Raw genomic sequence first — 24,116 nt, forward strand, 5'->3', positions numbered from 1 at the left:
GACGACCAGGCCGACGAGGCCAGCCTCGGCGTGCAACGGACGCAGCACCGGCATCGCGGCCGGGCCCGCCGCCGACGACCAATCAGATCTTGGCGACCTGGTTGAAGTTGAGCTCCACCGGAGTCTCACGACCGAAGATCGACACCAGCACCTTGAGCTTCTGCTGGTCGGCGTTGATCTCGCTGATCGTGGCCGGCAGCGACGCGAACGCGCCGTCGGTGACGGTGACGGAGTCGCCCACCTCGAAGTCGAGGACCTTGATCTCCGGCTTCGACTTCTTCTGCTCGGTCTCGACAGCCGGCGCCAGCCACTTCAGCACCTCGTCGAGCGAGAGCGGAGCGGGCCGGTCGGCCCGGTCGGTCGCGCCGACGAAGCCGGTCACACCCGGGGTGTTCCGGACGCAGGAGTACGACTCGGCGGTCAGCTCCATCCGGACCAGGATGTAACCCGGGAAGACCTTGGCCTGGATCTGCGAACGCTTACCGTTCTTGACCTCGACCTCTTCCCGGGTCGGCACCTCGACCTGGTAGATGAAGTCCTCCATGTCGAGGCTCGTGATCCGGGTCTCGAGGTTGGTCTTGACCTTGTTCTCGTAGCCGGCGTACGAGTGCACCACGTACCAGTCACCCGGCGCGTAGCGAAGCTTCTGCCTCAGCTCCGCGACAGGGTCGTAGTCCTCGTCCGGTGCGGGCTCGGTCGTAGGGAACTCCGGCTCGCTGGCGGCCTCGACCGACTCGTCACCAGCCGCCGTCGCGACCGTGGACTGCTCGTCCACCGGTCCGGCGGTCTCGTCGTACTCAGGCACGCTCGCTCACTTCCGTCACTATGGCTGGAGGCAGCCGGTCAGTCCGAGTTGCCAAAGACAAACAACACGACCTTGGCGAAGCCGAAGTCCAGCACACCCACGATCGTCAGCATCACCGCGACGAACGCCACCACCACGGCGGTGTAGGTCAGCAACTCCTTGCGGGTCGGCCAGATGACCTTACGCAGTTCAGCTACGACCTCGCGGAAGAACCGGGCGATGCGGCCGAAGACGCCCACCCGACCCGTTTCCGACCGCGTGGTCGGCCGGCTGTCCGCCGACTCCGCCCGGGCACGGGACCGCGTGGCGGTGCCTCCCCGGGAAACCGGCTCGTCCGCGCCGGAGGCGTCGTCGTCGGCCACGTCGTCGACGACCTCGTCGTCCAGACGATCGTCGCCGTCGTCGTCGCGCCGCTTGTTGTCGGCCACTTCGCCCTCCGTCGCGGAATCTGGGGTCGTACGCCGAGTGGCGCACGCGGCGCTGGTCACGCCGGCCGGACCCAACCGTCCCGCGACGGGCCGCGGCCGGTGGATCACCCGGAGGGCCCCGATTGCCTCGGAGCCACCCCGCCGATGCCACCACCACGGGCCGAACGCCGCCAGGTGGCGGCGCGACCCACGGGAACGGTCAGGCCTGAGGCGCAGGGGTGACAGGACTTGAACCTGCAGCCTGCGGTTTTGGAGACCGCTGCTCTGCCAATTGAGCTACACCCCTATGTGGCAACACTCGCCCCACGCGGCCACAGACGACCGAGCAGGGGTCACTTGCCCCACGGCGGACCAGTGTACGGGTAGCCGCCCGACTTTCCCAACCGGTCTCTCCGCCACGCGTGGCGGGCTCGGTTCAGCCCGCCGTCCGGATGGTCGCCCGCGCCTGCGACAGCACCTTCTCACCCAGGCAGGTGGCGGTCACCTCAAGCCGGGTGAGACCGTCCTCGGTCACCTCGCGGACCCGCGCGGTCACCTCGATCTCGGTCCCCTGGTCATCGTCGGGGACCACCACCGGCCGGGTGAAACGCACGCCGTACTCGACCACCGCGGCCGGCGACCCGGCCCACTCGGTGACCGCCCGCCCGACCAGGGCCATGGTGAACATGCCGTGGGCGATCACCCCGGGCAGACCCACAGTGGTGGCGACCCGGTCGCTCCAGTGGATCGGGTTGAAGTCACCCGAGGCGCCGGCGTAGCGGACCAGGTCCGCGCGGGTCACCTGAAACGTCCGCGCTGGCAAATCCATCTCACGCCTCCCCGCGAATGACATACCTGGCCCAGACCGCCACCACAGGTTCCCCGCCGACGGTGCTCACGTCGGTGCGAGTCGTCAGGAAGCCGTGCCCACCCCTGGTGCTGACGTCCTCGATGGTGTTGGTGCAGACCAGCTCGTCGCCGGCGACCACCGGCCGGGTGTACGCGAACCGCTGGTCACCGTGCACCAGGCGGCTGTAGTCGACACCCAGGGCCGGGTCCTCGATGATCTGGCTGCTCGCGGCCATCGTCACGATCACCGGGAAGGTCGGCGGGGCCACCACGTCGGGGTGGCCCAGCGCCCGCGCGGCCTCCGGGTCGTGGTGGGCCGGGTCGGTGGCGCCGATGGCGCTGGCGAACTCGCGGATCTTTTCTCGGCCCACCTGGTAGGGGGCGGTCGGCGGATACGTCCGGCCGACGAAGGAAGGGTCCAGAGGCATGCCGCGAACCTACACGGAAAGCCCAATCGCCGACCTGATCGGTAGGCGGCGGCGGAGCCGCACCAAACCGGTCAGATCGGCGATCGGAAAGCTTCGACAACGGCCGGCCCTGAGGCCGGCCAGCAGTCAGCGGGTCTCGCGGTGGACCGTGTGCCGACCGTCGCGCGGGCAGAACTTCTTCAGCTCAATGCGGTCGGGGTCGTTGCGCCGGTTCTTGCGCGTGATGTAGTTGCGCTCCTTGCACTCCACACACGCCAAAGTGATCTTCGGCCGGACATCGGTAGCCTTCGCCACGGCGGAGTGCCTTCCTCGCTAACGGAAACAACTACGACGCGCCAGCCTAGACGCTGACAGCGCGGACATGCAAAGTGGGCGCCGGAAGCGCCCATTCTTACGACCACCGGCAACGAGCCCGGAAGACGAGAGTAGCGGTGGCCGGACTTGAACCGGCGACACAGCGATTATGAGCCGCTTGCTCTACCATCTGAGCTACACCGCTGCGATGGGTCCAGCTGAACCCTCGAGCCCCCTTACGGAATCGAACCGTAGACCTTCTCCTTACCATGGAGACGCTCTGCCGACTGAGCTAAGGGGGCCTGCGCGATCTCCCCGTGGGGCGCGCAGGAGTAAGAGTACACGGCCCGGCTCGACAGGTGAAATCGGATCCCCGGTGATCGTCCGCGCCCTGCTCAGGGCACGACACGCAGGCGCGGAAGCTCCCCGTTGGCGACCGTCTCCGGCTCGACCTGGGCACCGAACCAGGCAGCCAGACGCTCGTACGGCAGCGGCCTGCTGAACAGGAAACCCTGCCCGATCTCGCAGCCGATGTCCTGGAGAAGCTCCAGGGTCAGCTCGCTCTCCACCCCCTCGGCCACCACCGCCAGGCCGAACTGCTGGGAGAGGGTGACCACCGCGTTGACGATCGCCAGGTCCCCCGGGTCGGTCGCCATGCCCTGCACGAAGGAGCGGTCCACCTTCACCTCGTGCACCGGCAGCCGGCGCAGGTGCGCCAGGGACGAGTCACCAGTGCCGAAGTCGTCCACCGACAGCCGCACGCCGAGATCCCGCAGCCGTTGCAGAGTGGGGATGGGCCGGTCCGTACCGTCCAGCACCCCCGACTCGGTGATCTCCAGGGTGAGGCGCTGTGCCGGCACCTTGTACTCGGTCAACAGCTCCTGCACCCGGTCCGGGAAGTGCTGGTCGATGAGCGTACGAGCCGAGAGGTTGACCGCGATGGGCAACGGCTGGTCGGCCAGCGCCCAGTCCCGGCTGCGCCGAAGGCCCTCCCGGAGCACCACCTCGGTGAGCCGGCTCAACTGGCCGGTGTGCTCGGCCACCGCCACGAAGTCCTCGGGCGCGACAGTGCCGTGCGCCGGGTGCTCCCAGCGGGCCAGACACTCCACACCCACCAGGCGGCGGTCCCGCAGAGTCACCTTGGGCTGGAAGTAGACCTCCAGCTCGTCCTGGTCCAATGCTCGGCGCAGATCGCCGGCCAGACCCAATCGGCGCAGTGAACGGGACTCCAGCGCGGGATTGAACAGCTGCACGCTGCCTGGCACCAACTTGGCCGCGGTGGCGGCGAGGTCCACCCGAAGCAGCAGGGTCGCCGCGTCGCTGCCATGATCCGGGTGTACGGCCACGCCGACGGCGGTGTCCACGTCGAGGGTGAGCGCGTCGAAGACCATCTCGTCCCGGATCTGGTCGCGCAGTTGGGCGGCCAACTCGACAGCGGCCTCGGCGCTCTCCAACCGCAACGTCACCAGGAACTCGTCGCCGCTCGCACGGCCGACCAGCGCCGACGACGGCGCGTTGGCGCGCAGTCGGCTGGCGACCTCGGCGAGGACCTTGTCCCCCGCGGCGTGGCCCAGCGCCTCGTTCACCTGCCGCAGCCCGTCCACGTCGAAGAGCAGCAGCGCCACCACCTCGCCGGGTGCCCGGATCTTGACCGACTCGTCCAACGCCCCGGTGATGCGCCGTCGGTTGGGCAGGCGCGTCAACGCGTCGTGGTACGCGTCATGACGAAGCCGGTCGACGAGTCGGGAGTTCTCCAACGCCATCGCCGCGTGCGCGGCCACCGTCTCGAAGACCGAGATGTCACGCTGGGTGAAGTAGAGCGGATCGGCCAGCCGGTTGGTGACCTCGAGAGTCCCGATCACCACACCGCCCGAGCGGAGCGGCACGACGACGGTGTCCTTGACCCCCCGCTCGGCGAGGCTGGCCCTGAACTCGGGATCACTGGTCACGCCACGGCCGACCGTCACTGGGCGAGCGGTCTCCAACACCTTCTCCCGCAACGCCGACGGGGTCAGGGACAGATCCAGCAGGCCGGAATCCTCGACTCGCGCGGTGAGCAGAATCTCGGGGTGGCGGCCCTGCGCGGGCAGCCACAGGGTCGCGTACTCAGTCTGCATCAGCGCGCGCACCCGGCCGAGCAGGGCATCGACGAGGGTGCCGTCCTGGCCGCTGGCCGCCACCGCCCTACTCAACTCGTACATGTCGGTGAGCGTGCGGTGCTGGCGGAAGAACTGGGTGTACGAGCGGTAGACCAACCCGAGCCCGGCCGCCAGCGCGGCCAGGGGCACCAACGACCACCAGGACACCTGGATCAGGATCAGGACGACCAGACCGGCGGCCACGTTGATGCCTGCGGTCAGGAGCAGTGAGGGCACCGCGCGGAGCGCTTCGCGACCGCCCTGCCAGCCCTGCAACAGAGTGTGCACCGAGGCGACGGCGGTGAGGCTGACGAGGATCACCACGCTGATCGCGCAGCAGAGACTCACCCAGGTCGTCGGACCGACGCCTGATCTCGGCGGCATCGCCTGGAGGACAAGGGTCGCGAGCGACGTTCCCGCGGCGGCCCGCGCCACGTTGAACCACACCTTGGGCGCCGTGATCCGGTGCCGCAGTTGCGTGACCAGCGACGCGAGCGTGTAGATGACGACGACCGTCAACGGCGGCAGGAAGTAGAGCGCCAACACGAGCGGCAACTCGGTGAGCGTCATGGCCACCGACTGCCGGCGGACGACCAGCACCAGGAGCGGCAGCCCCGCAGCGATCATGGCGACGAGAAGCAGCGCCGCCCAGTGCCAGTCGCCGAACGGACGGTCGGCGATCAGACCGGTGAGCGTTGCGCAGGTGACAGCCAGAAGGATCAGGGGAGCAGTGATGATCCAGGCGTCTTCCGACGACCGGCGCCTCAACTGGTCCCGCGCGATCATTCCGCTCCCTGGCGGTGTGGCGTGTCCCGTGACAAGCAGTGGCCCGTCGGACAGGGGGCCGTCAGACCCAGATGATGTCCCCGAGGTTCAGATCGGCGGGGACACCGTGGTTGCTGATGACCATCGTGGCGACGGCGGCAAGGATGAGGAGCGAGCCATACAGCCGGCCCAACCTACGACCAGACATAAGATTGCTCCTGTCGAAAGGCCTCGTGGGGTAGTGGAGGTTCCACGATCGTGCCACAGCGCGGGCAACCAGAGAAGTGGTGGTCGCCCGACTGGCCCCACCGTCTGTTACTTCCCGCCGTTCGGCCGACCGCCCTCGTCACACTGGGCCAGATCACGAGCTTGCGGGACAGCGCACTGCTTCACGCAGTGTCGAATACGACCTTCAACGCAATTCGGGTCCAGTTGTAAGCACTCGCCACATCCGGTTCGAACGTCACTGTCAGTAAGATCCGGCAGTGAGACCGAACGCACGCCTCAAGTCCGGCCATCGACCACCATACCGGCTCCACGCCATCTGGCTAGTACCTCGTCGGGTTCATTTCAGATGAACGACGCCCCGCACGTCAGCTGACCACTCCCGACGTAGGAGCAGCTCAGTTGCCATGTTCCATCGATCGTGGAAGATGCAGCGCGCGGGCAGGACCGAACGCACAGGGCCCCAGGCTGGTGCGGCAGCGCCAACTGGCTCGACCACAAGAGATCGATCACCGCAACGGGCGAATCACAGCGAAGCGGTAGGCCGGGCTCCAGGACACGGGCACCAACGTTGAAGCCGAAGCTCCGCGGCCCAGGCACCGGGCGACCTCGGTCGATCGAGCTTGGCAGCCGCCACGCAGCCGCGACCCCGTCGAGGAGCAACCGAGGTCGGGGCGGGTGCGAGGCCGGGCAGGGTCGGAGCCGTCACTGGCCCACCCTCACCGCGAGTCGAATGCGGTGGCCTCGGGTGCCGGCCCTCCGGGCCTGTCCGGGCTCGGCAAGATTCCGAGCGGCGAGGTCGAGATGAACAGCGAGGACGGTACGACGGTGCTGTGGCCGCCCTACCGGGCCGGAGTTACTCAGCCGCCACCCGGTCCGCCAGGCAGGCGGAAAGACCATTCTGGAGCTGTGGATGCCGGCCGAGGAACTGGACGAGTTCAACGCGCACATCGTCGGACTGATCGAGGTCGCGCGCGAGTTCCGGTAGCCGCAAAATCGAAGAAGCGCGAGAGGCAAGACCCATCTGTCCACAACCAGTCGCCATCGGCTGGACGCAGCAGGACCTGGCCAGACCAACGACAACGGCCCCCGATCAGCATCTCTGCTGGTCGGGGGCCGTGTCTGCACCTGGTGGCGGGTAGAGGATTCGAACCTCTGAAGCTTTCGCGACGGATTTACAGTCCGCTCCCATTGGCCGCTCGGGCAACCCGCCAGGGCACCCCACCGCGTCGTAACGCGGCGGCGGAAGCAAGGATAGCGGCTCCCCCCGGCACCTACGCAACCGGGTACGGTCAGGGGGTCGTGCCGCTGGTCGGCGGCCGACGGCAGGCCCAGACCGCCGGACAGCAGGAGCAGAATCATGGCAGCGAACCCGTCGTTCGACATCGTGAGCAAGGTTGACCGTCAGGAGGTCGACAACGCCCTTCGTCAGGCGGAGAAGGAGCTTGCGACGCGGTTCGACTTCCGCGGCACCGGCGCTGAGATCTCCTGGTCTGGCGAGGAGGCGATCGGCCTTCAGGCGGAGACCGAGGAGCGCGTCCGCGCCGCGCTGGACGTGTTCAAGGAGAAGCTCGTCAAGCGGAACATCTCGCTGAAGTCGCTGGATGCTGGGGAGCCGCGCCCGTCGGGCAAGATCTTCAAGATCGACTGCAAGGTGATCCAGGGCATCGAGACGGACAAGGCCAAGGCCATCAGCAAGAAGATCCGCGAAGAGGGCCCCAAGGGCGTGCAGGCCCAGATTCAGGGCGACCAGCTGCGGGTCACCGGCAAGAAGAGGGACGACCTCCAGGCGGTCATCTCGCTGCTCAAGGGCGAGGACTTCGGCGTCGCCCTCCAGTTCAACAACTACCGCTGACGGCTATACACAGCGATCCGGCCCCCGGCCACAGGGCGTCCAGCTGAGATCGACTCGACTTCCTGAAAGTCGGGGCGTCCGGGCGGATGGGACACCGCGACTTTCAGGAACCCGAGTCGATCAAGGGCAACCCGATTACGACACGAGCCGACCACGACTCGGAGCCGACCAGCCAGAAGACAGCAGGTCAGACGGGGACGGGGTGTTCGGCGCGTACCGCAGTGGTTTCCGCACGGGCGATGGGCCCGGCGGGTAGTGCGGCGACCGCAGCCCCGACGGCGACCGCCGCCCCGGCGAACAGGAACGCCCAGCGGACGCCACCGGCGTGGTCGACGATCACGCCGGCCACCGAGCCGCCGGCGGCGCTCGACGCCACAGCGACGGTGACCACCCAGGTGTACGCCTCGTTCAACATCCCGGTCGGGGCGATCCGGCCGACCAGGGTGTTCTCCAGGGTCAGCGCGGGCGCGATGGTGGCCCCGCCGGCGATCAGCGCGACACCCAGCGCGAGCGGGTTGGGCATCACCGCGAAGACGGCGAAGGTGGCGGCCAGCGCGGCGAGCAGCAGGGCGAACTGTCGGGTCATGTTCGGTGCTGGCTTGCGGACGCCGAACCAGAGCCCGCCGATGGCGCTGCCGATCCCCCAGACGGCGAGCAGGACGCCGGCGAGGCTCTCCGGGTCGCCGGTGGCGTGGTCGCTCGCGAACGCCGGCACGATCACACCGGCGGCCCCGAAGGCGATGCCGAGGCCGGCGACGCAGATCAGCAGGGCCGGGAAGCCGGCGACCCGTAGCGGGCCGAGGCCGCGCGCGTGGTGTTCCTGCGGGTGCGGACGCCAGCCGCGCATGACCTGCCCGAGGGCCACGGTGGTCGTGCCGACCAGGGTGACCACTGCCGCACCGATCAGCGCGGCCGCCGCGTCGGCGACGAGGACGAAGCCGGCGACGAGCAGTGGGCCGAGGACGAAGACGATTTCGAACAGTGTGGTCTCGGCGGCCAGCGCGGTGTTGCGGAGGTGGTATCGGCCGGAGTTGGGGCCGGTCAGGTCGTTCCAGGCGCCTCGGATGGCGGCGCTGAGGGGTGGGTAGGTAGCGCCGGCCACGCCTGCGGCGAGGTAGATGACGGGGAGCGCGTCGTCGCCGGAGCGGCTGGCCAGCAGCAGCCCGATCAGTGCCAGCGGGTGGGCCACGGCGGTGAGCAGCAGGACGGGGCTGGGGCCGACCCGGTCGGCGATCCGTCCGGCGATCGGGCTGAGCGCGGCGCCGGCGAGGGCGTAGATGCCGCCGGCGATGGCGGCCAGCGAGTAGCGCCCGGTCACCTGCTCGACGACCAGGAGCAGCGCCAGCGGGGTCATGCCGATTCCGAGCCGCCCGATGATGCCGAAGATCAGCAGCATGGGCGCGCCGGGGATCCGCCAGACACCCAGGTACTGACGCAGCGCGGTCACCGTGAACCTCCCGAGGATGTAATGAGCGTGAGCCGTTATGACCCTAACGCCATCACTCGGCCGGTAGACAACGGAAATACAGCACTCCGCCCGTACCCGGCGTGGCCGGGTACGGGCGGAGGCGGTGTTTCAGTGGGTCAGCGCTGGAACTGCACCGGCCCCGAGTTGCGGGCCATCTGCTCCAGCCGGGCGACGCGGTCCTCCATCTTGGGGTGGGTGGAGAAGAGCGCCGCCATGCCGCCACCCCGGAACGGGTTGGCGATCATGAGGTGGGCGGTGCTGGTGAGCTGCCCCTGGGCCGGCAACGGCCGACGTCGGGCCACCGCGTCGATCTTGCGGAGCGCGCTGGCCAGGGCCAGCGGGTCGCGGCTCAGCTCGGCGCCCGAGGCGTCCGCCTGGAACTCGCGGCTCCGGCTGATCGCCAACTGGATCACAGTGGCCGCGATCGGGCCCAGGATCAGGGTGAGCAGCAGCACAGCCGGGTTGGGTCGATCCTCGTCGTCCCCGCCGCCCAGCGGGATGAAGAAGGCGAGGTTCGCCAGCAGGGTGATGATGCTGGCCAGGCCGGCCGCCACGCTGGAGATCAGGATGTCCCGGTTGTAGACGTGGGACAGCTCGTGCCCGATCACGCCGCGCAGCTCACGGTAGTCGAGGATCTCGGTGATGCCCTGGGTCACGCAGACGGCCGCGTGCTGCGGGTTGCGACCGGTGGCGAACGCGTTGGGCTGCGCGGTGGGGCTGACGTAGAGCCGCGGCATCGGCTGCCGGGCGTCGGTGGCCAACTCCCGGACCATCCGGTACAGCTCGGGGAACTGCGCCTCGGTGACCGGTTGCGCCCCCATCGAGCGCAGTGCGAGTTTGTCGGAGTAGAAGTAGGTGACGCCGTTCATGACCAGAGACACGACGACGGCGATGACCAGGCCGCCGCTGCCGCCGAACCAGTAGCCCACCGCCAGGATCAGGGCGCTGAGCAGGCCAAGCAGCGCTGCGGTCTTCAGACGGTTGTGGTGCACGATGTCTCCTTCGGTGCACGGATCGCCGGGATCCGCTGACCGGTTCAACAACCCGGTACCCGCCAACCATCCGTTACAACGCTGAGAGTTCACTGAGACCGAAGTCGCAGGTCAGGTCAACGTCCGGCCAGGTCGAGCACCAGCTGCGGGGCGACACCCAGCACCACGGCGGCCACCGTCGCCACCGCCAGCACCACACCCACCACACCCACCACGGGTACGGCCGCGGCACCGCCGACGTTCGGGGCGGCGAGGGGCGTCGGTGCCCAGAGCGCGGCGGTCACCCGCAGGTAGTAGGCGAGCCCGATCACGGCGTTCAACGCCACCACCAGCGCCAGCCAGGCGGCGCCACCGTCCAGCAGCGCCCGGACCACTGTCACCTTCGCGAACAGGCCAGCCAGCCCCGGCGGCAGACCGGCCAGACCCACCAGCGCGAGACCGAACGCCGCAGCCCGCCACGGGTGCCGCCGGGCTGCCCCGCGCAGGTCGTCCAGCGTGCCGCCGTCCGCACCCGCCGGCCGCAGCGCGGTCACTCCGGCGAACGCGGCCAGCTCCAACACCACGAAGAAGACGGCGTACGCGATGGCGGCCGCGTACGCGGCGGACCGTGCCTCGTCCGTGCGTCCGGCGGCCAGCGCCAACGCTCCCAACGGGGCGAGGATGTACCCGGCCTGCGCGACGGACGACCAGGCGAGCAGCCGGACGGTCCGCCGCTGACGCAGGGCGACCAGGTTGCCGACGGTCATGGTGAGCACGGCGAGCAGAGCGAGCACCGGACCGGTCTGGTCCGCCGGCAGCGCCCGTTGCACCACGGCGAGCAGGGCGACCAGGCCGCCCAGCTTCGACGCCGTGGACAGGTACGCGGCCACCGGCAGCGGCGCGCCGTCGTAGGTGGCCGGCGCCCAGGCGTGGAACGGCACCGCCGCCACCTTGAAGGCCAGGCCGACCAGCAGCACCGCCACCGCGGCGGTGGTCAACGGCAGGTCCCGCAACTCTGGCTGCTCGGCGATCAACGCGCCGAGCCGGTCCAGGTGCAGCCCACCGGTCACCGCGTACAGCAGGGCCGCGCCGAGCAGGGTCAGCGTGGTAGCAACCACGCTGACCACGAAGAAGGTCAGCGCCGCCTCGGCGCTCGCGAGGCTGCCCCGGCGCAGGCCGACCAGCACGTACAGCGGCAGGGTCAGCGTCTCCAGCGCGACGATCAGCGTGATCAGGTCGCCGGCCGCACCCAGCACCACGCCGCCGGTCATCGAGCAGGCCAACAGGAAGGCGTACTCCCCGACCGGTGACCGCCCGGCCCGTAGCGCGGGCACCGACAGCCCGAGCACACCCACCGTGAGCAGCGCGACCACCACGGCGACCAGGGCAGCCCGACCGCCGAAGATCCAGGAGCAGTCGGCGCCCACGCAGAACGTCCGCCGCTCGGCACCCGCCCCGACCAGCGCGGAGCCGACGGCGGTGCCGAGCGCGCCGAGCGCTGCCACGGCGATGGTGGCCCGTGGCCGGGCCACGAGCAGATCGGTGATGAGCACGAGCACGGCCGTGCCGGCGGCCAGATAGGCCGGCAGCAGCGCGACGCTGTCCACGCTCTGCACGACGTTCATCTGAGCTCGCCTTCGATCGCGACTGCGGGGCTCCGCTCCGCTGCACTCCTCGCGCTCACCGGGAAACCACCCCGATCAGGGCGTCGACGGGAGCCTCGGCGACGCCGAGGACCAGCGTGGGCGCCAGCCCGATTGCCAACGCGAGCAGCACCAGCGGCACCCAGGCGGTCAACTCCGCCCCGGCCAGGCCGGGGCCGACCCGACCGACGGCGGGGCTCGGCCGATTGTGGGTGACCTGGCGCAGCAACCGCAGGAAGTACGCGGCGGTGAGCGCCCCACCGACCGCCGCCAGCACCCCGAGGGTGGTCCAGAGCGGACCACCCACCTGCACGGCGGCGATCACCGCGAACGCCTCGCCCCAGAAACCGGCCAGGCCGGGCAGGCCCAGCGACGCGATCGCCGCGAACGCGAGCAGACCCGCCAACCGGGGCGAGGTCTCCCGCAGCCCGGACAGCTCGGTGAGGGTGCCCGTGCCGGTACGGTCCTTCACCGCCCCGGCCAGGAAGAACAGCAGGCCGGTGATCACCCCGTGCGCGACGTTGCCGATCAGCGCCGCCTGGATGCCGGTGGCGGTCAGCGTGGCGACGCCCAACAGCACGAAGCCCATGTGCCCCACGCTGGAGTACGCGATGAGTCGCTTGACCTCCGACTGGGCCAGGCAGACCAGCGAACCGATCAGGATCGCGGCGACGGCGAGCACGCCGAGCACCGGCGCTGCCCAACGGGCGCCCTCCGGTGCCACCCCCACGGCGACCCTGATCAGGCCGTACGTGCCCATCTTGAGCAGCACACCGGCCAACACGACGCTGCCCACGGTGGGCGCCTGGGTGTGCGCGTCGGGCAGCCAGGAATGCAACGGCCACAGCGGGCTCTTCACCGCGAACGCCAACGCGAGCAGAGTGAACGCGGCCAACTGGGTGCCCCGGGACATCCCCGCGCCACCGGTCAGCGTCACCAGGTCGGCGGTGCCGGCGGCGGCGACCACGACGTACACGCCGACCAGCAGCAGCACCGAGCCGAACAGCGTGTAGAGGGCGAACTTCCGGGCCGCCCGACGCCGGTCCGCGCCACCCCAGCCGGCGATGATCGCGTACATCGGCAGCAGGACGACCTCGAAGAAGAGGAAGAACAACACCAGGTCCAGGGCGAGGAAGGTGCCCAGGATGCCCACCTCGACCACCAGCAGCAGCGCGACGAGCACCCGGCCGCTGCCGCCGTCCGGGACCCGCCACATCGTGTACGCGCAGCAGAGCAACGTGAGCAGCGCGGTCAACACCACCAGCGGCCAGGAGATGCCGTCGACGCCGAGGTGGAAGCGCAACTCCAGACCGGGCACCCAGGGCAGGTCCAGTTGGTGCCACGGGCGCACCGCCGGCTCGTTGCCCGACCAGACGACCCAGCCCCGACGATCGAACACCAGCGGCACCGCTGCCAGCAGGGTCAACGCCGCCGCGACAGTGCCGACCAGCCGGGCCGCCCGGTCCCGGGGCGTCGCCGCCACCGCGACCGCACCCAGCGCCGGCACCGCCAGCACCGCTACCAGCAACCCCTGCCCGAACATCACTGGACCGCCTCTGTTCGCGACTGCGGGGCTCGCAAACCCGGCTCACTCCTCGCGCTCACTGGACAACTCCCAACACGGCGGCGGCCAGGCCGATCAGCAGAGCACCGGCCAGTACGCCGGCGGCGGCCCGGGGCAGCGCCGCGCGGTGCAGCGCGGCCAGCCCCGCGCCCAGACCGGACGCGGCTCGCCCACTGCCCTCGACCGCGCCGTCCACCACCACCTCGTCACCCGTGCGCGCGGCGCGGGCCAGCGCGCGGACGGGACGTACCACGAGGGTGCGCTGCACGTCGTCGAACCGGAACGCGCGGGCGAAGACCGGCCGCAGCGGACCCAGCGCGGCGGCCGGGTCGGCGGCCGGGTCGCGCCGCCAGCCCAGCGTCACCAGCGCGGCGCCGAACAGCAGGAACGCGAGCGGCAGCAGCACCCCCGGCCCCAGGTGGACCAGGCCGTCCTCGGAACCCGCCACCGGGACCGTGGGGAACCGCAGCCGGTCGGCGAACGCCCCGACGAACCCGACCAGACCGAGCAGCGCGGCCGGCACGGCCAGCAGCAGCACCGGCCAGCGGAGCACGGCCGGCGGGTCGTGCGGCTGAACCAGGGGCAGGCGCGGGGCGCCGAAGAAGGCGCGCAACAGCAGCCGACCCGCGTACCAGGCGGTGACCGCCACGCCGATCAGCCCGGCGATCCAGACGATCCAGCCCACCCAGGACGGGGCCGGCCCGGTGCCCTCCAGCGCGGCCGACTCGGCAACCGTCAGCACGCCGTCCTTGCTCCAGAAACCGGCCAACGGCGGCACCCCGGCCAACGCGCCAAGGCCCACCACAGTGCACCAGAACGTCACCGGCATGCTGCGCCGCAGCCCGCCCATCTCCGACATCAGCGTGGTGCCGACGGCGTGGATCACGGCACCGGCGGCGAGGAACAGCAGCGCCTTGAAGGCGGCATGGGTGAGCAGGTGGAACAGTGCGGCCGACGGTGAACCGACCGCCAGCGCGCCGGTCATGTAACCCAGTTGGGAAACCGTCGACCAGGCCAGCACGCGTTTGATGTCGTCCTGGGCGGTGGCGGCGAGCGCGCCGAGCAGCAGCGTGATCGCGCCGAGCACCCCCAGCACCGTCAGCGTCACCGGCGCGGCCGTGAACAGCGGGTAGAGCCGGGCCACCGCGTACACCCCGGCGGCGACCATCGTCGCGGCGTGGATCAGCGCGGAGATCGGGGTCGGGCCGGCCATCGCGTCCGGCAACCAGGTGTGCAGCGGGAACTGCGCGCTCTTGCCGGCCACACCGGCGAGCAGCAGCAGGCCGGCAGCGGTCAACGTCGCGCCGGAATGGTCGTGGGCGAGCACGTCGGCGATCCGGAAGCTGCCCGTCGACACACCCAGCAGCGCGATGCCGAGCAGGAACCCGACGTCACCGACCCGGGTCACCAGGAACGCCTTCATGGCGGCGGCGGGGGCGCCGGCCAGTCGGCGGTCGTGGGCGATGAGCAGGTACGAGCAGAGGCCCATCACCTCCCAGCCGACCAACAGCATGATCAGGTCACCGGCGACCACCACCAGCAGCATGGCACCGGTGAAGAGGCTGATCTGGGCGGCGTAGGGCGGGTAGCGGTGGTCCACGTCGACGTCGTCGTGCGGACCGCGGCGCAGGTAGCCGATCGAGTAGACCTGCACGGCCAGGGCGACAGCGGTGACCGCCACCGCGACCAGTACGGCGGCGCCGTCCAGCCGTACGCCGAGGGTCACCGCCAGCCCGCCGAAGTCGACCCAGGTGGCCGACGTCTCCGTCGGCCCGTCCACGGTGAACAGCAGAGCGACGGCCAACGCCAGCGCGCCGGCCGCACCGGTGACGCCGAGCGTCACGGCGGCCGACCGGGCCCGGTCGCCGCCGGTCGCGCTGTCGCGCCGAGGGGCCGGTGGCAGCAGCAGACCGAGCAGCCCGGCGACCAGCGGTACGGCGGGCAGCAGCGCCCCGAGCAGCCCGGTCACCGGCCAACCTCCGAGTCCGCGACGACCGGCTCGCGCCCGGCGGAGGGATCTGGCGACTCGGTGAGCGGCACGTCATCCACCGCGACGGTCGCCCGCAACCGGTAGAGCTGAAGGACGATCGCCAGCCCCACCCCGATCTCGGCGGCGGCGAGGACGATGACGAACAGCGCGAAGACCTGCCCCGAGTGCGGGAGCACGGCGCGGGCCGTGGTGTCCGCGGTGACAAGGATCAGGTTGACAGCGTTGAGCATCAACTCGACCGACATCAGCACCAGCACCGCGTTGCGGCGGCGCAGTACGCCGTACACGCCGAGGCCGAACAGCAGCGCGGCGGTGACGTACGGGATGACCGGCCTCACCGGCGCCCCCCGGGCTCGCTGTCGACCAGGTCGCCTGCGTCGCGTTGCGGGGCGGCACGGCCGATGTCCGGCCGGGACAGCACGATCGCGCCCACCAGCGCGGAGAGCAGCAGCACCGACAGCACCTCGAACGGCAGCACCCAGGACTGGAAGATCTGCTCGCCCAGCCGCTCGGCGGTGCCGGCGTCAGGCAACGTGACCGTGCTCCACCGGTACGCGTCGACCAGCAGCGCGGCAAGCCCCAGCCCGGCGCCGCCACCGATCAGCGCGGCCGGCCAGCCCGGCCGGTCCAGGTCGTCAGAAGCGCCGATCGGGGCTCGGGTCAGCATCACCGCGAACAGCAGCAGGACCACCACCGCGCCCACGTAGATCAGCACCTGCACCCAGGCCACCAACTCGGCGCTGAGCACCAGGAAGTCACCGGCCAACGCGCCCAGGCAGACCACCAGGTAGAGCCCGGCCCGGACCAGGTGTTTCGTGGTCACCACCAGCACGCCCGCGCCGACCGCCACCGCGCCGAGGGCGAGCAGCAGCACGTCCGCGCCGGTCACCGGAGCGCCCTTGCGGCCCGGGCGCTCACGACGCCGGGTCCTGGTCGGCGTCGGAGCGTACCGCCGGCGGAGCGGGACGTGCGGCGGCCGCCTTGCGCGCGGCGGAGGTCTCCTCCTTGGCCGGCTCGCCGTTCGGGTCGTGCGCGGGCGGCGGCGGAACGGTGGCCATCCACTGACCGAGGTGGTCCTTGTCGTGCAGCAGGTCCTTGATGTCGTACTCGGCGTACTCGAACTCCGGTGACCAGTAGAGCGCGTCGAACGGGCAGACCTCGATGCAGATGCCGCAGTACATGCAGAGCGAGAAGTCGATGTCGAACTTGTCGAGCACGTTGCGCTGGCGGGGGCGGGCGGCGCCGGGCACCACCACCTCCTCCTTGTGCGAGTCGATGTAGATGCACCAGTCCGGACACTCCCGGGCGCAGAGCATGCAGACCGTGCAGTTCTCCTCCGACAACGCGATCACGCCACGCGAACGGGGCGGCAGCTCGGGGGCCACATCGGGGTACTGCTGAGTGGTCGACCGGCTGGTCATCGTCTTGAGGGTGACCGCCAGCCCCTTCACCAGGCCCGCGCCGGGGAGGCCGCGCTCGCTGGTGTCGCCGCGCTCGCTGGGGTCGCTCATGTCGACCATCCTGCCCTGTGGCCACTGCGCGCGCGACCACCACCCACAGGTCGACGACCTCAGGGCTCACCCGAGGAGCGCGGTCACCTGCGGAACAGCCAGATCACGCCCCGGGTCCGCCGACGACGGCCGGTGGGAGCATCTCGACGCCGAGTTGTTGCAACAACTGGAACAATTCGTTGCAGCTCCACACCTCGACGATCCGGCCCGCGGTGTCGAAGCGCAGGAACGTCGCCCCCGAGTAGCTGACCACCTGCCCGGTCGGCGGCACCGGCCCGAACTGCCCCGCGTGGGTGCCCGCGGCCCGCCAGTGCACCGCCACCCGCTCACCGGCCGCGACCACGTCGACGATCTTGTAGCGGAGGTCCGGGAAGGCCGCCCGACGCTCGCGGTGCCAGGCCAACGTCGCCTCCGGCCCGGTGCCGCCCAGCCCCGGGCACTCCTCGGCGACCAGCTCGTACGCCGACTCCTCCTGGCGGGCATTCCACACATCGGCGATGAACCGCCGGGCCGCCGCCTCCACATCCGTCATGCCGGCAGGGTATCCGGACCACTGTGCGCCGTAGATCCGCGAGGATTGGGTAGAGACAACAGACCAGACCGGGAGGGCGACGTGGGCGAGGAAAAAGGCGGCAAGTACGTCGAGCCGGGCGGCGAGTTCACCCGCGACCAGCGGTACATCGCCACCCGGATCACCGAGGACGGGCGCGACGGATACCCGGTCGAGCCGGGCCGGTACCGGCTGGCGGTCAGCCGGGCCTGCCCGTGGGCCAACCGACTGATCATCGTGCGGCGGTTGCTCGGTCTGGAGGACGCCCTCTCGATGGCGGTGGCCGGCCCGACCCACGACGCGCGGAGCTGGACCTTCGACCTCGACCCCGACGGCCGGGACCCGGTACTCGGCATCGAGCGCATCCAGGAGGCGTACTTCAAGCGCTTCCCCGGCTACGAGCGCGGCATCACAGTGCCGGCGATCATCGACGTGCCGACCGGGCAGGTGGTGACCAACGACTACGCGCAGATGAGCCTGGACCTGTCCACGCAGTGGAGGGCGTACCACCGCGAGGGCGCACCGCAGCTCTACCCCGAGCACCTACGCGAGCAGATCGACGAGGTCAACGCCGTGGTGTTCCGGGACGTCAACAACGGCGTCTACCGGTGCGGGTTCGCGGGCAACCAGGAGGCGTACGACAAGGCGTACCACCAGCTCTTCGACCGGCTGGACTGGCTCACCGAGCGGTTGACCGACCAGCGCTACCTGGTCGGCGACACCATCACCGAGGCCGACGTACGGCTGTTCACCACGCTGGTCCGCTTCGACCCGGTCTACCACGGGCACTTCAAGTGCAACCGGCAGAAGCTCAGCGAGATGCCGGTGCTGTGGGCGTACGCCCGGGACCTGTTCCAGACTCCCGGGTTCGGCGACACCGTCGACTTCGACCACATCAAGCGGCACTACTACGAGGTACACCGCGACATCAACCCGACCGGAATCGTGCCGCTCGGCCCGGACCTGTCCAACTGGCTCACCCCACACGATCGGGAAGCGCTGGGTGGCCGCCCGTTCGGCGACGGCACCCCACCCCCACCCCCGGTCGAGCCCGTAGACCCCACCCACACCCCGCTGCCCTGAACAAGCAACCCCGCCCCGCGCCCGCGCCCGCCCCGCCCCGCCCCGCCCCGCCGATCTTGCAGTTTCGGTCGCCGGTTCGAGCAATTTGCCCCTTCTGTCGGCACAGTAAGTGCAAGATCGCGGGTCGGTGACCTCTCGACCCCGTCGATCATGGAGTTGTGGTGCCTGGATTACTCCTGTACGGGCGCTTTGTCACCCACCACAACTCCATGATCGACGCAGCAGGGGCGGCGGGGCCGCGCGGCAGGGCCGGGCGGGGCGGGGTTACAGCGCTATGCGGACGGCAGCGGTCAGGACCAGTTGCGCCAGCGCGGCCGGGACCAGGACCAGCCAGCAGAGGCGTTGGAGTTGATCCTCGCGTAGCCGGGGGTAGGAGACCCGGAGCCAGATGATCACGAAGGAGACCGCGAAGATCTTGAGCAGCGTCCAGAGCCAGCCCAACTGGTCGTCGGCGAACGGGCCCTGCCAACCACCCAGGAACAGCACAGTGGTCAGCGCGGCGATCACCACGATGCCGACGTACTCGGCGAGCAGGAAGAACGCGAACCGCAGACCGGTGTACTCGGTCATGTAGCCGAAGACCAGCTCCGAGTCGGCCACCGGCATGTCGAACGGTGGTCGACGGATCTCGGCCAGCCCGGCGACGAAAAAGATGATCATCGCGGGTGCCTGCCAGAGCAGCCACCACGGCTGCCACGCCTCGACGATGCCCGACAGGCTGAGCGTGCCGGCCGCCATCGCCACCGACGCGGCGGCCAGCACCAGCGGCAGCTCGTAACCGAGCAACTGGGCCGCCCCGCGCAATCCGCCCAGCAGGCTGTACTTGTTGGCCGACGCCCACGCCGACATCAGCACCGCCACCACCCCGACGCCGACCACGGCCAGCACGAAGAAGAGGCCGATGTCCAACGGTTGCCCGACCAGGTCGTTCGGACCGAGCGGAATGACGAGCAACACCAGCAGGTAGGGCACCAGTGCCACCGCCGGTGCCAACCGGAACACCGCCCGGTCCGCCTCGCGCGGGGTGATGTCCTCCTTCTGCACGAACTTGACCCCGTCGGCCACGAGCTGCGCCCAGCCGTGGAAGCCGCCCGCGTACATCGGGCCGAGCCGACCCTGCATGTGCGCCATCACCTTGTGCTCGGCCTGGCCGACAAGCAACGGCAGGGTGAGGAAAGCGACCACCACGCCGCCGATCCGGAGCACCAACTCCACCCAGAGCGGCATCAGGCCGTACCCCCGTCGTGGTCGCTCCGGCCGTCGCGACCCGGCGGGTCCGCGACCGGCTCGCCACCCGGCGCGGCCGAGCCCTCGCCGGGCTTGTCCGGTGCGGCCGCACCGGACGCCGTATGGCCGACCTCGTCGACGCCGGGCACGGGCTCGGCAGCAGGCCCGCCGGACACGGGCTCGGCAGATGTGGCCGCGCCGGACGCGGGCGCGGCAGTCGGGCCGGCGCCAGATTCGTCAGGTGCGGCCGCGTCGGGCGCGGGCTGGTTGGCCGGGCCAACGCCGCGCACGGCCGCGGAGGCCGGGCCGGCGCCAGGTTGGTCAGGTGCGGCCGGGCCTGCGTCGGGCGCGGGCTGGTCGGCAGGGATCGGGCCGTCGGTGGCGCCGACCGGGCGGGGAGTACGCGCCGGACGGGCCCCCGGGGCGGGCCGCGCCGGACGCTCGCGGGCCGGTCTGGCGGGGGTGCCGCCACGCGGGCCCTCCCCCACGCCACCGGCGCCGGCCGGGGTGGGCGTGGGCCCCCACTCGCCCGGAGCGGGAACGCCCGGCGGGCGGATCGGTCGACGCCCGCCGCCGGCCTCGGACTCGCCCGGCTCCTTCGCGCCCGGCCAGGGCTTCGCCACCCGGGAAGCCAGCACGAACTCCTTGCGCAGCGGGTGACCCTCGAACTCCGGCGGCAGCAGCAGCGGCAGCAGCTCCTCATGCCCGGCGAAGTCGATGCCGAACATCTCGTGCGTCTCCCGCTCGTGCCAGGCGGCACCGGGGTAGACGTCGACCACCGAGGCGACAGTTGGCGCGCTTCTCGGCAACCGGGTACGCAGCAGCACGCCGTGCCGCAGTCGCGTCGACCAGAGGTGCGCCACCACGTCGAAGCCCTCGGCCAACTCGTCGACGGCGGAGAGCCAGTCGAAGAAGTCACAGGCCAGCTCGGCGTCGTCGCGGGCGGCCGAAACCGCTGTGAGCCAACTCGTGGGTGGCACGTCGATGGTGGCCCGGGCGAAACGTTGCCCGCCGGAGACCGACGGCGTCGCCTCAGCCGGCGCGAGCAGCGCGACCAGTCGAGCGCCGACCTCTTCGGGAGTCATGCCGCTGATCCTAGTGCCGGCCGAGGCCGCACCTGGCCGCCGCCGATGCCCGGCGATCTGCCGGCTTTGGGCGTGGCGCGCGCCTGCGCGGGGAAAGATGAGGACGTGCGCGCTGTGACGGTAAGACCTGGGGTCGCCAACTCGCTGAGCCTCGTCGACGATCAGCCGGAGCCGGCTGCCGAGGAGGGCTCTGTTCTGGTCGAGGCGCTGGCGGTGGGGATCTGCGGCACCGACCACGAGATCATCGCCGGGGAGTACGGCGAGGCGCCCCCGGGTGCTGACCGCCTGGTCATCGGGCACGAGTCACTGGGCCGGGTGATCGAGGACTCCAGCGGCACCCTGCAACCCGGAGACCTGGTGGCCGGCATCGTCAGACACCCCGATCCGGTCCCCTGCCCGAACTGTGCGGTCGGCGAGTGGGACATGTGCCGCAATGATCAGTACACCGAACACGGCATCAAGGCGCTTCCCGGGTTCGCCCGGGACCGCTGGCGGATCGAACCCCAGTTCGCGGTCAAGCTCGACCCGACACTTGCCCAGGTCGGCGTGCTGCTGGAGCCGACAAGTGTGGTGGCGAAGGCCTGGGACCACATCGAGCGGATCGGGCACCGGGCCGAGTGGCAGCCGCAGACCGTCCTGGTGACCGGGGCCGGGCCGATCGGTCTGCTGGCCGCGTTGCTCGGCACCCAGCGTGGGCTCACCGTCCACGTGCTGGACCGCAACACCGAGGGGCCGAAGCCGGAGTTGGTCGCCGGGCTGGGCGCCACCTACCACACGGTGCCGGTCAACGATTTGCCCTTCGAGCCGGACGTGGTGATCGAGTGCACCGGTGCTCCCACAGTGGTCCTCGACGTCATGTGCAAGGCGGCCCCCACCGGGATCGTCTGCCTGGCCGGGGTGTCCAGTGGTGGCCGGAGCATCGACTTCGACGCCGGGGCGCTGAACCGGGCGCTGGTGCTGGAGAACAACGTGGTGTTCGGCTCGGTGAACGCCAACCGACGACACTGGACCATGGCCGCGCAGGCGCTCGCCCGCGCCGACCAGGTCTGGCTCGAGTCGCTGATCACGCGGCGGGTGCCGGTGAACCGGTACGCCGACGCGTACACCCCGGGGCCGGACGACATCAAGGTGGTGCTGGAGTTCGCGTCCTGAGCGACGCGGCGCCCGATCAGATGCCCGGCAGTCGACCGTTGCGGAACAGGTCGACGAAGAGCTGGTGGTCCTGGCGGGCGCGCACCCCGTACGCGTGCGCGAAGTCCACCAGGTGGGCGACGAATCCCGACTCGTCGGCGTCCACAGCAGCGACGATCGCCTCCTCGGTGGAGTAGTCCACCAGGTCGTGACTGGATTCGTCGTCGGCGACCGAGTGCATCCGGGCCACCGCCCGACCGAGGTCGACGAGAACGCCGGTCAGTTCCTCCGGCTCGTTCACGTCCGACCAGTCCAGGTCGGCGGCGTACGGGGAGACCTCGGCGACCAGCTGACCGGCCCCGTTCAGCTCGGTGAAGCCCAGCCACGGGTCGGCGTGCGCCTGCAACGCCCGCTGCGACTCGGCGGTCCGGTGCCCCTGGTGCTGGAAGTAGCCGCGGACCGACTCGTCGGTGACGTACCGCGCCACGGCCGGCACCTGCGCCTGCTTCATGTAGATGACGACGTCGTTCTCCAGCGCCTGGGTGTGCCCCTCCAGCAGCAGGTTGTACGACGGCAGCCCGGCCGAGCCGATGCCCACCCCCTTACGCAGCACCACGTCCTTGATCCGCGCCGCCACCGGGCGCAGCTGCGTCGAGGCGGTTGGCAGGGTGCCCAGGTAATCCTGGAAGGCGGCGCTGACCAGGTCCCGGGTGGCGTCGTCGATCTCGAAGACGCCGTCGCCGATGGAGAACCGTCGCTCGTAGTTGTCGATGGTGGTCTGCGCGGCGAGCAGGTCCACGCGGGTGTTGAGCCGGGCCCGTTGGAGCACCCGGCGTAGCACCCCGTCGGCGTTGTCCAGGGTGATCGAACCGATCGCGTCGTCACCGCCGGCGGCGATGGCCCGCAGCTCGGTCAGGTACGACCGGGCGAACCCGGCCACCAGCTCCCCGATCGCCGTGTCGGAGAGCGCCTTGCCGTAGCCGAGCAGCGCCACGCTGGCCGCGAGCCGGCGCAGGTCCCAGGTGAACGGCCCGACGTACGCCTCGTCGAAGTCGTTGACGTTGAAAACGAGCTGCCCGGAGGCGTTCATGTAGGTGCCGAAGTTTTCCGCGTGCAGGTCACCGTGGATCCACACCCGGCTGGTCTGCTCGTCGGAGAACCGGTCGTCGGCGAAGTCGCCGAGCTGGTCGGCATAGAACAGCGCTGCGCTGCCCCGGTAGAAGGCGAACGGCGACGCCGCCATCTTGCGGAACTTGCGGCGGAAGGCGGCCGGGTCGATAGCCATCGACGCGCCGAACTCCTCGGTGAGCACGTCGACGATGTGGGCGGAGCGCTGGTCCCCTGAGCTGCTCATAGTGCGCAGGCTAGTGCGGCGGGTCCACAACAGGGTGGCGACGCACGCTGTCAGGTCGCGGCTGGTGGGCGTACCGGCGGGGCGGTGAGCGAGTCGACCGAGCGGGGCGCGGCGGCCTCGCGAGGCGGGGCGTCCAGCGGCGCGGCCAGCACGTCCCGTTGCGGCACACCTCCGATGCCGGACTGCTCGGCGGCGATCTTCTCCTGCAGGCGCAGGATGCCGTGCAGCAACGCCTCCGGCCGGGGCGGGCAGCCGGGCACGTACACGTCGACCGGGATGAGCTGGTCGACGCCCTTGGTCACCGAGTACGAATCCCAGTAGGGGCCGCCGCAGTTGGAGCAGGCGCCGAACGAGATGACGTACTTCGGCTCGGGCATCTGGTCGTACAGGCGCTTGATCGCCGGGGCCATCTTGTCGGTCACCGTGCCGGAGACCACCATCAGGTCGGCCTGGCGGGGGCCGTGGGCGAACGGGATCACGCCGAGTCGGATGAAGTCGTGCCGACCCATGCTGGTGGCGATGAACTCGATGGCACAGCAGGCCAGACCGAAGTTGAACACCCAGAGCGAGTAGCGGCGCCCCCAGTTCAGCACGAACCGGATCGGCTCGCCGAGCACTGCCGGCAGCTGCACGACCGCCCCCTCTCCTCACCGACAGTGAATCACAGCCGGCGTCCGTGCGGTCCGGCGGTGATCGGCCCGAGCGGCCCACCAATTGTCCCCGAGCCGACAAAGATCGGCAGCGATTGACGCGCAACCTACCGGTGCGCTCGC

Annotated in this window: 22 protein-coding genes, 4 tRNA genes and 1 pseudogene; 3 read left to right on the forward strand and 24 right to left on the reverse strand. The window is 70.5% G+C overall.

Annotated elements, in window-relative coordinates; translation table 11 throughout:
- Window positions 1-82: 82 nt before the first annotated feature.
- The 11 genes from nusG to ABZU43_RS07420 all read right to left on the reverse strand — a co-directional run bounded on the left by nusG (window position 83) and on the right by ABZU43_RS07420 (window position 7,124).
- Window positions 83-805: a transcription termination/antitermination protein NusG gene (nusG, locus tag ABZU43_RS07370; RefSeq protein ID WP_238667527.1), complete on the reverse strand. Its 723-nt coding sequence runs from the start codon at window positions 803-805 to the stop codon at window positions 83-85.
- 38 nt (window positions 806-843) lie between these two features.
- Entirely contained in the window at window positions 844-1,233 is a 390-nt protein-coding gene (secE, locus tag ABZU43_RS07375; protein WP_091403530.1) for a preprotein translocase subunit SecE, read from the reverse strand.
- Between the two features lie 213 nt (window positions 1,234-1,446).
- Window positions 1,447-1,519: transfer RNA gene (locus ABZU43_RS07380), tRNA-Trp, on the reverse strand.
- 129 nt (window positions 1,520-1,648) lie between these two features.
- Window positions 1,649-2,041 carry a MaoC family dehydratase gene (locus tag ABZU43_RS07385; RefSeq protein ID WP_355005682.1) on the reverse strand — a complete coding sequence of 131 codons (393 nt, stop codon included), beginning with the start codon at window positions 2,039-2,041 and terminating at the stop codon, window positions 1,649-1,651.
- A 1-nt stretch (window position 2,042) separates the two neighbouring features.
- A complete protein-coding gene (locus ABZU43_RS07390; protein ID WP_091402433.1) occupies window positions 2,043-2,489 on the reverse strand; it encodes a MaoC family dehydratase N-terminal domain-containing protein in 447 nt (148 codons plus the stop codon).
- Between the two features lie 126 nt (window positions 2,490-2,615).
- A complete protein-coding gene (gene rpmG, locus ABZU43_RS07395) occupies window positions 2,616-2,783 on the reverse strand; it encodes a 50S ribosomal protein L33 (protein ID WP_007073056.1) in 168 nt (55 codons plus the stop codon).
- A 132-nt stretch (window positions 2,784-2,915) separates the two neighbouring features.
- Window positions 2,916-2,988 (reverse strand) — tRNA-Met (locus ABZU43_RS07400).
- A 24-nt stretch (window positions 2,989-3,012) separates the two neighbouring features.
- Window positions 3,013-3,085 (reverse strand) — tRNA-Thr (locus ABZU43_RS07405).
- A gap of 93 nt (window positions 3,086-3,178) precedes the next feature.
- A complete protein-coding gene (locus ABZU43_RS07410; protein WP_355005683.1) occupies window positions 3,179-5,707 on the reverse strand; it encodes a bifunctional diguanylate cyclase/phosphodiesterase in 2,529 nt (842 codons plus the stop codon).
- A 61-nt stretch (window positions 5,708-5,768) separates the two neighbouring features.
- A complete protein-coding gene (locus ABZU43_RS07415; RefSeq protein WP_355005684.1) occupies window positions 5,769-5,894 on the reverse strand; it encodes a hypothetical protein in 126 nt (41 codons plus the stop codon).
- A gap of 1,146 nt (window positions 5,895-7,040) precedes the next feature.
- Window positions 7,041-7,124 (reverse strand) — tRNA-Tyr (locus ABZU43_RS07420).
- A gap of 147 nt (window positions 7,125-7,271) precedes the next feature.
- Here ABZU43_RS07420 and ABZU43_RS07425 point away from each other — a divergent pair.
- Entirely contained in the window at window positions 7,272-7,766 is a 495-nt protein-coding gene (locus ABZU43_RS07425) for a YajQ family cyclic di-GMP-binding protein (protein ID WP_091402478.1), read from the forward strand.
- Window positions 7,767-7,953: 187 nt separating this feature from the next.
- On the opposite strand, the gene ABZU43_RS07430 is transcribed toward ABZU43_RS07425, so the two are convergent.
- The 9 genes from ABZU43_RS07430 to ABZU43_RS07470 all read right to left on the reverse strand — a co-directional run bounded on the left by ABZU43_RS07430 (window position 7,954) and on the right by ABZU43_RS07470 (window position 17,445).
- The gene (locus tag ABZU43_RS07430) at window positions 7,954-9,213 is read right to left on the reverse strand and encodes an MFS transporter (protein ID WP_355005685.1); all 1,260 of its coding nucleotides are present in this window, start codon (window positions 9,211-9,213) and stop codon (window positions 7,954-7,956) included.
- Between the two features lie 137 nt (window positions 9,214-9,350).
- Window positions 9,351-10,226, reverse strand: coding sequence for a zinc metalloprotease HtpX (gene htpX, locus ABZU43_RS07435; RefSeq protein ID WP_124858758.1), 876 nt, complete (start codon window positions 10,224-10,226; stop codon window positions 9,351-9,353).
- Between the two features lie 116 nt (window positions 10,227-10,342).
- Window positions 10,343-11,830 (reverse strand): proton-conducting transporter membrane subunit, encoded by a 1,488-nt coding sequence (locus ABZU43_RS07440; RefSeq protein ID WP_355005686.1) that lies wholly within the window; start codon window positions 11,828-11,830, stop codon window positions 10,343-10,345.
- A gap of 55 nt (window positions 11,831-11,885) precedes the next feature.
- Window positions 11,886-13,391 (reverse strand): NADH-quinone oxidoreductase subunit M, encoded by a 1,506-nt coding sequence (locus ABZU43_RS07445; protein ID WP_355006072.1) that lies wholly within the window; start codon window positions 13,389-13,391, stop codon window positions 11,886-11,888.
- Window positions 13,392-13,449: 58 nt separating this feature from the next.
- A complete protein-coding gene (locus ABZU43_RS07450; RefSeq protein ID WP_355005687.1) occupies window positions 13,450-15,381 on the reverse strand; it encodes an NADH-quinone oxidoreductase subunit L in 1,932 nt (643 codons plus the stop codon).
- Entirely contained in the window at window positions 15,378-15,740 is a 363-nt protein-coding gene (gene nuoK, locus ABZU43_RS07455; RefSeq protein WP_355005688.1) for an NADH-quinone oxidoreductase subunit NuoK, read from the reverse strand. Before nuoK ends, ABZU43_RS07450 begins: the two co-directional genes overlap by 4 nt.
- Window positions 15,737-16,291, reverse strand: coding sequence for an NADH-quinone oxidoreductase subunit J (locus ABZU43_RS07460; protein ID WP_355005689.1), 555 nt, complete (start codon window positions 16,289-16,291; stop codon window positions 15,737-15,739). Before ABZU43_RS07460 ends, nuoK begins: the two co-directional genes overlap by 4 nt.
- Before the next feature lie 25 nt (window positions 16,292-16,316).
- Window positions 16,317-16,913, reverse strand: coding sequence for an NADH-quinone oxidoreductase subunit I (locus ABZU43_RS07465; protein ID WP_355005690.1), 597 nt, complete (start codon window positions 16,911-16,913; stop codon window positions 16,317-16,319).
- A 103-nt stretch (window positions 16,914-17,016) separates the two neighbouring features.
- Window positions 17,017-17,445, reverse strand: a complete 429-nt coding sequence (locus ABZU43_RS07470; RefSeq protein WP_355005691.1) for an ester cyclase — start codon at window positions 17,443-17,445, stop codon at window positions 17,017-17,019.
- 81 nt (window positions 17,446-17,526) lie between these two features.
- Between ABZU43_RS07470 and ABZU43_RS07475 the strand changes: the two genes are divergently transcribed.
- On the forward strand, window positions 17,527-18,546 hold the full coding sequence (locus ABZU43_RS07475) for a glutathione S-transferase C-terminal domain-containing protein (RefSeq protein WP_355005692.1): 1,020 nt from the start codon (window positions 17,527-17,529) through the stop codon (window positions 18,544-18,546).
- Window positions 18,547-18,810: 264 nt separating this feature from the next.
- Here the strand turns inward: ABZU43_RS07475 and ABZU43_RS07480 are convergent, their stop codons facing one another.
- On the reverse strand, window positions 18,811-19,773 hold the full coding sequence (locus ABZU43_RS07480; RefSeq protein ID WP_355005693.1) for a complex I subunit 1 family protein: 963 nt from the start codon (window positions 19,771-19,773) through the stop codon (window positions 18,811-18,813).
- A gap of 506 nt (window positions 19,774-20,279) precedes the next feature.
- Window positions 20,280-20,858, reverse strand: a pseudogene (locus tag ABZU43_RS07485) (NADH-quinone oxidoreductase subunit C); the annotation flags it as partial.
- A 105-nt stretch (window positions 20,859-20,963) separates the two neighbouring features.
- Between ABZU43_RS07485 and ABZU43_RS07490 the strand changes: the two are divergent.
- Window positions 20,964-22,010, forward strand: a complete 1,047-nt coding sequence (locus ABZU43_RS07490; RefSeq protein WP_355005694.1) for a glucose 1-dehydrogenase — start codon at window positions 20,964-20,966, stop codon at window positions 22,008-22,010.
- A gap of 16 nt (window positions 22,011-22,026) precedes the next feature.
- On the opposite strand, the gene ABZU43_RS07495 is transcribed toward ABZU43_RS07490, so the two are convergent.
- Together ABZU43_RS07495 and ABZU43_RS07500 are read right to left on the reverse strand one after the other, a co-directional pair.
- Window positions 22,027-23,343 (reverse strand): DUF2252 domain-containing protein, encoded by a 1,317-nt coding sequence (locus tag ABZU43_RS07495; protein ID WP_355005695.1) that lies wholly within the window; start codon window positions 23,341-23,343, stop codon window positions 22,027-22,029.
- A gap of 50 nt (window positions 23,344-23,393) precedes the next feature.
- Entirely contained in the window at window positions 23,394-23,975 is a 582-nt protein-coding gene (locus tag ABZU43_RS07500) for an NADH-quinone oxidoreductase subunit B family protein (RefSeq protein ID WP_355005696.1), read from the reverse strand.
- Window positions 23,976-24,116 lie beyond the last annotated feature (141 nt).

The sequence above is a fragment of the Micromonospora sp. NPDC005205 genome, assembly GCF_040608275.1.
Taxonomy (GTDB): Bacteria; Actinomycetota; Actinomycetes; order Mycobacteriales; family Micromonosporaceae; genus Micromonospora.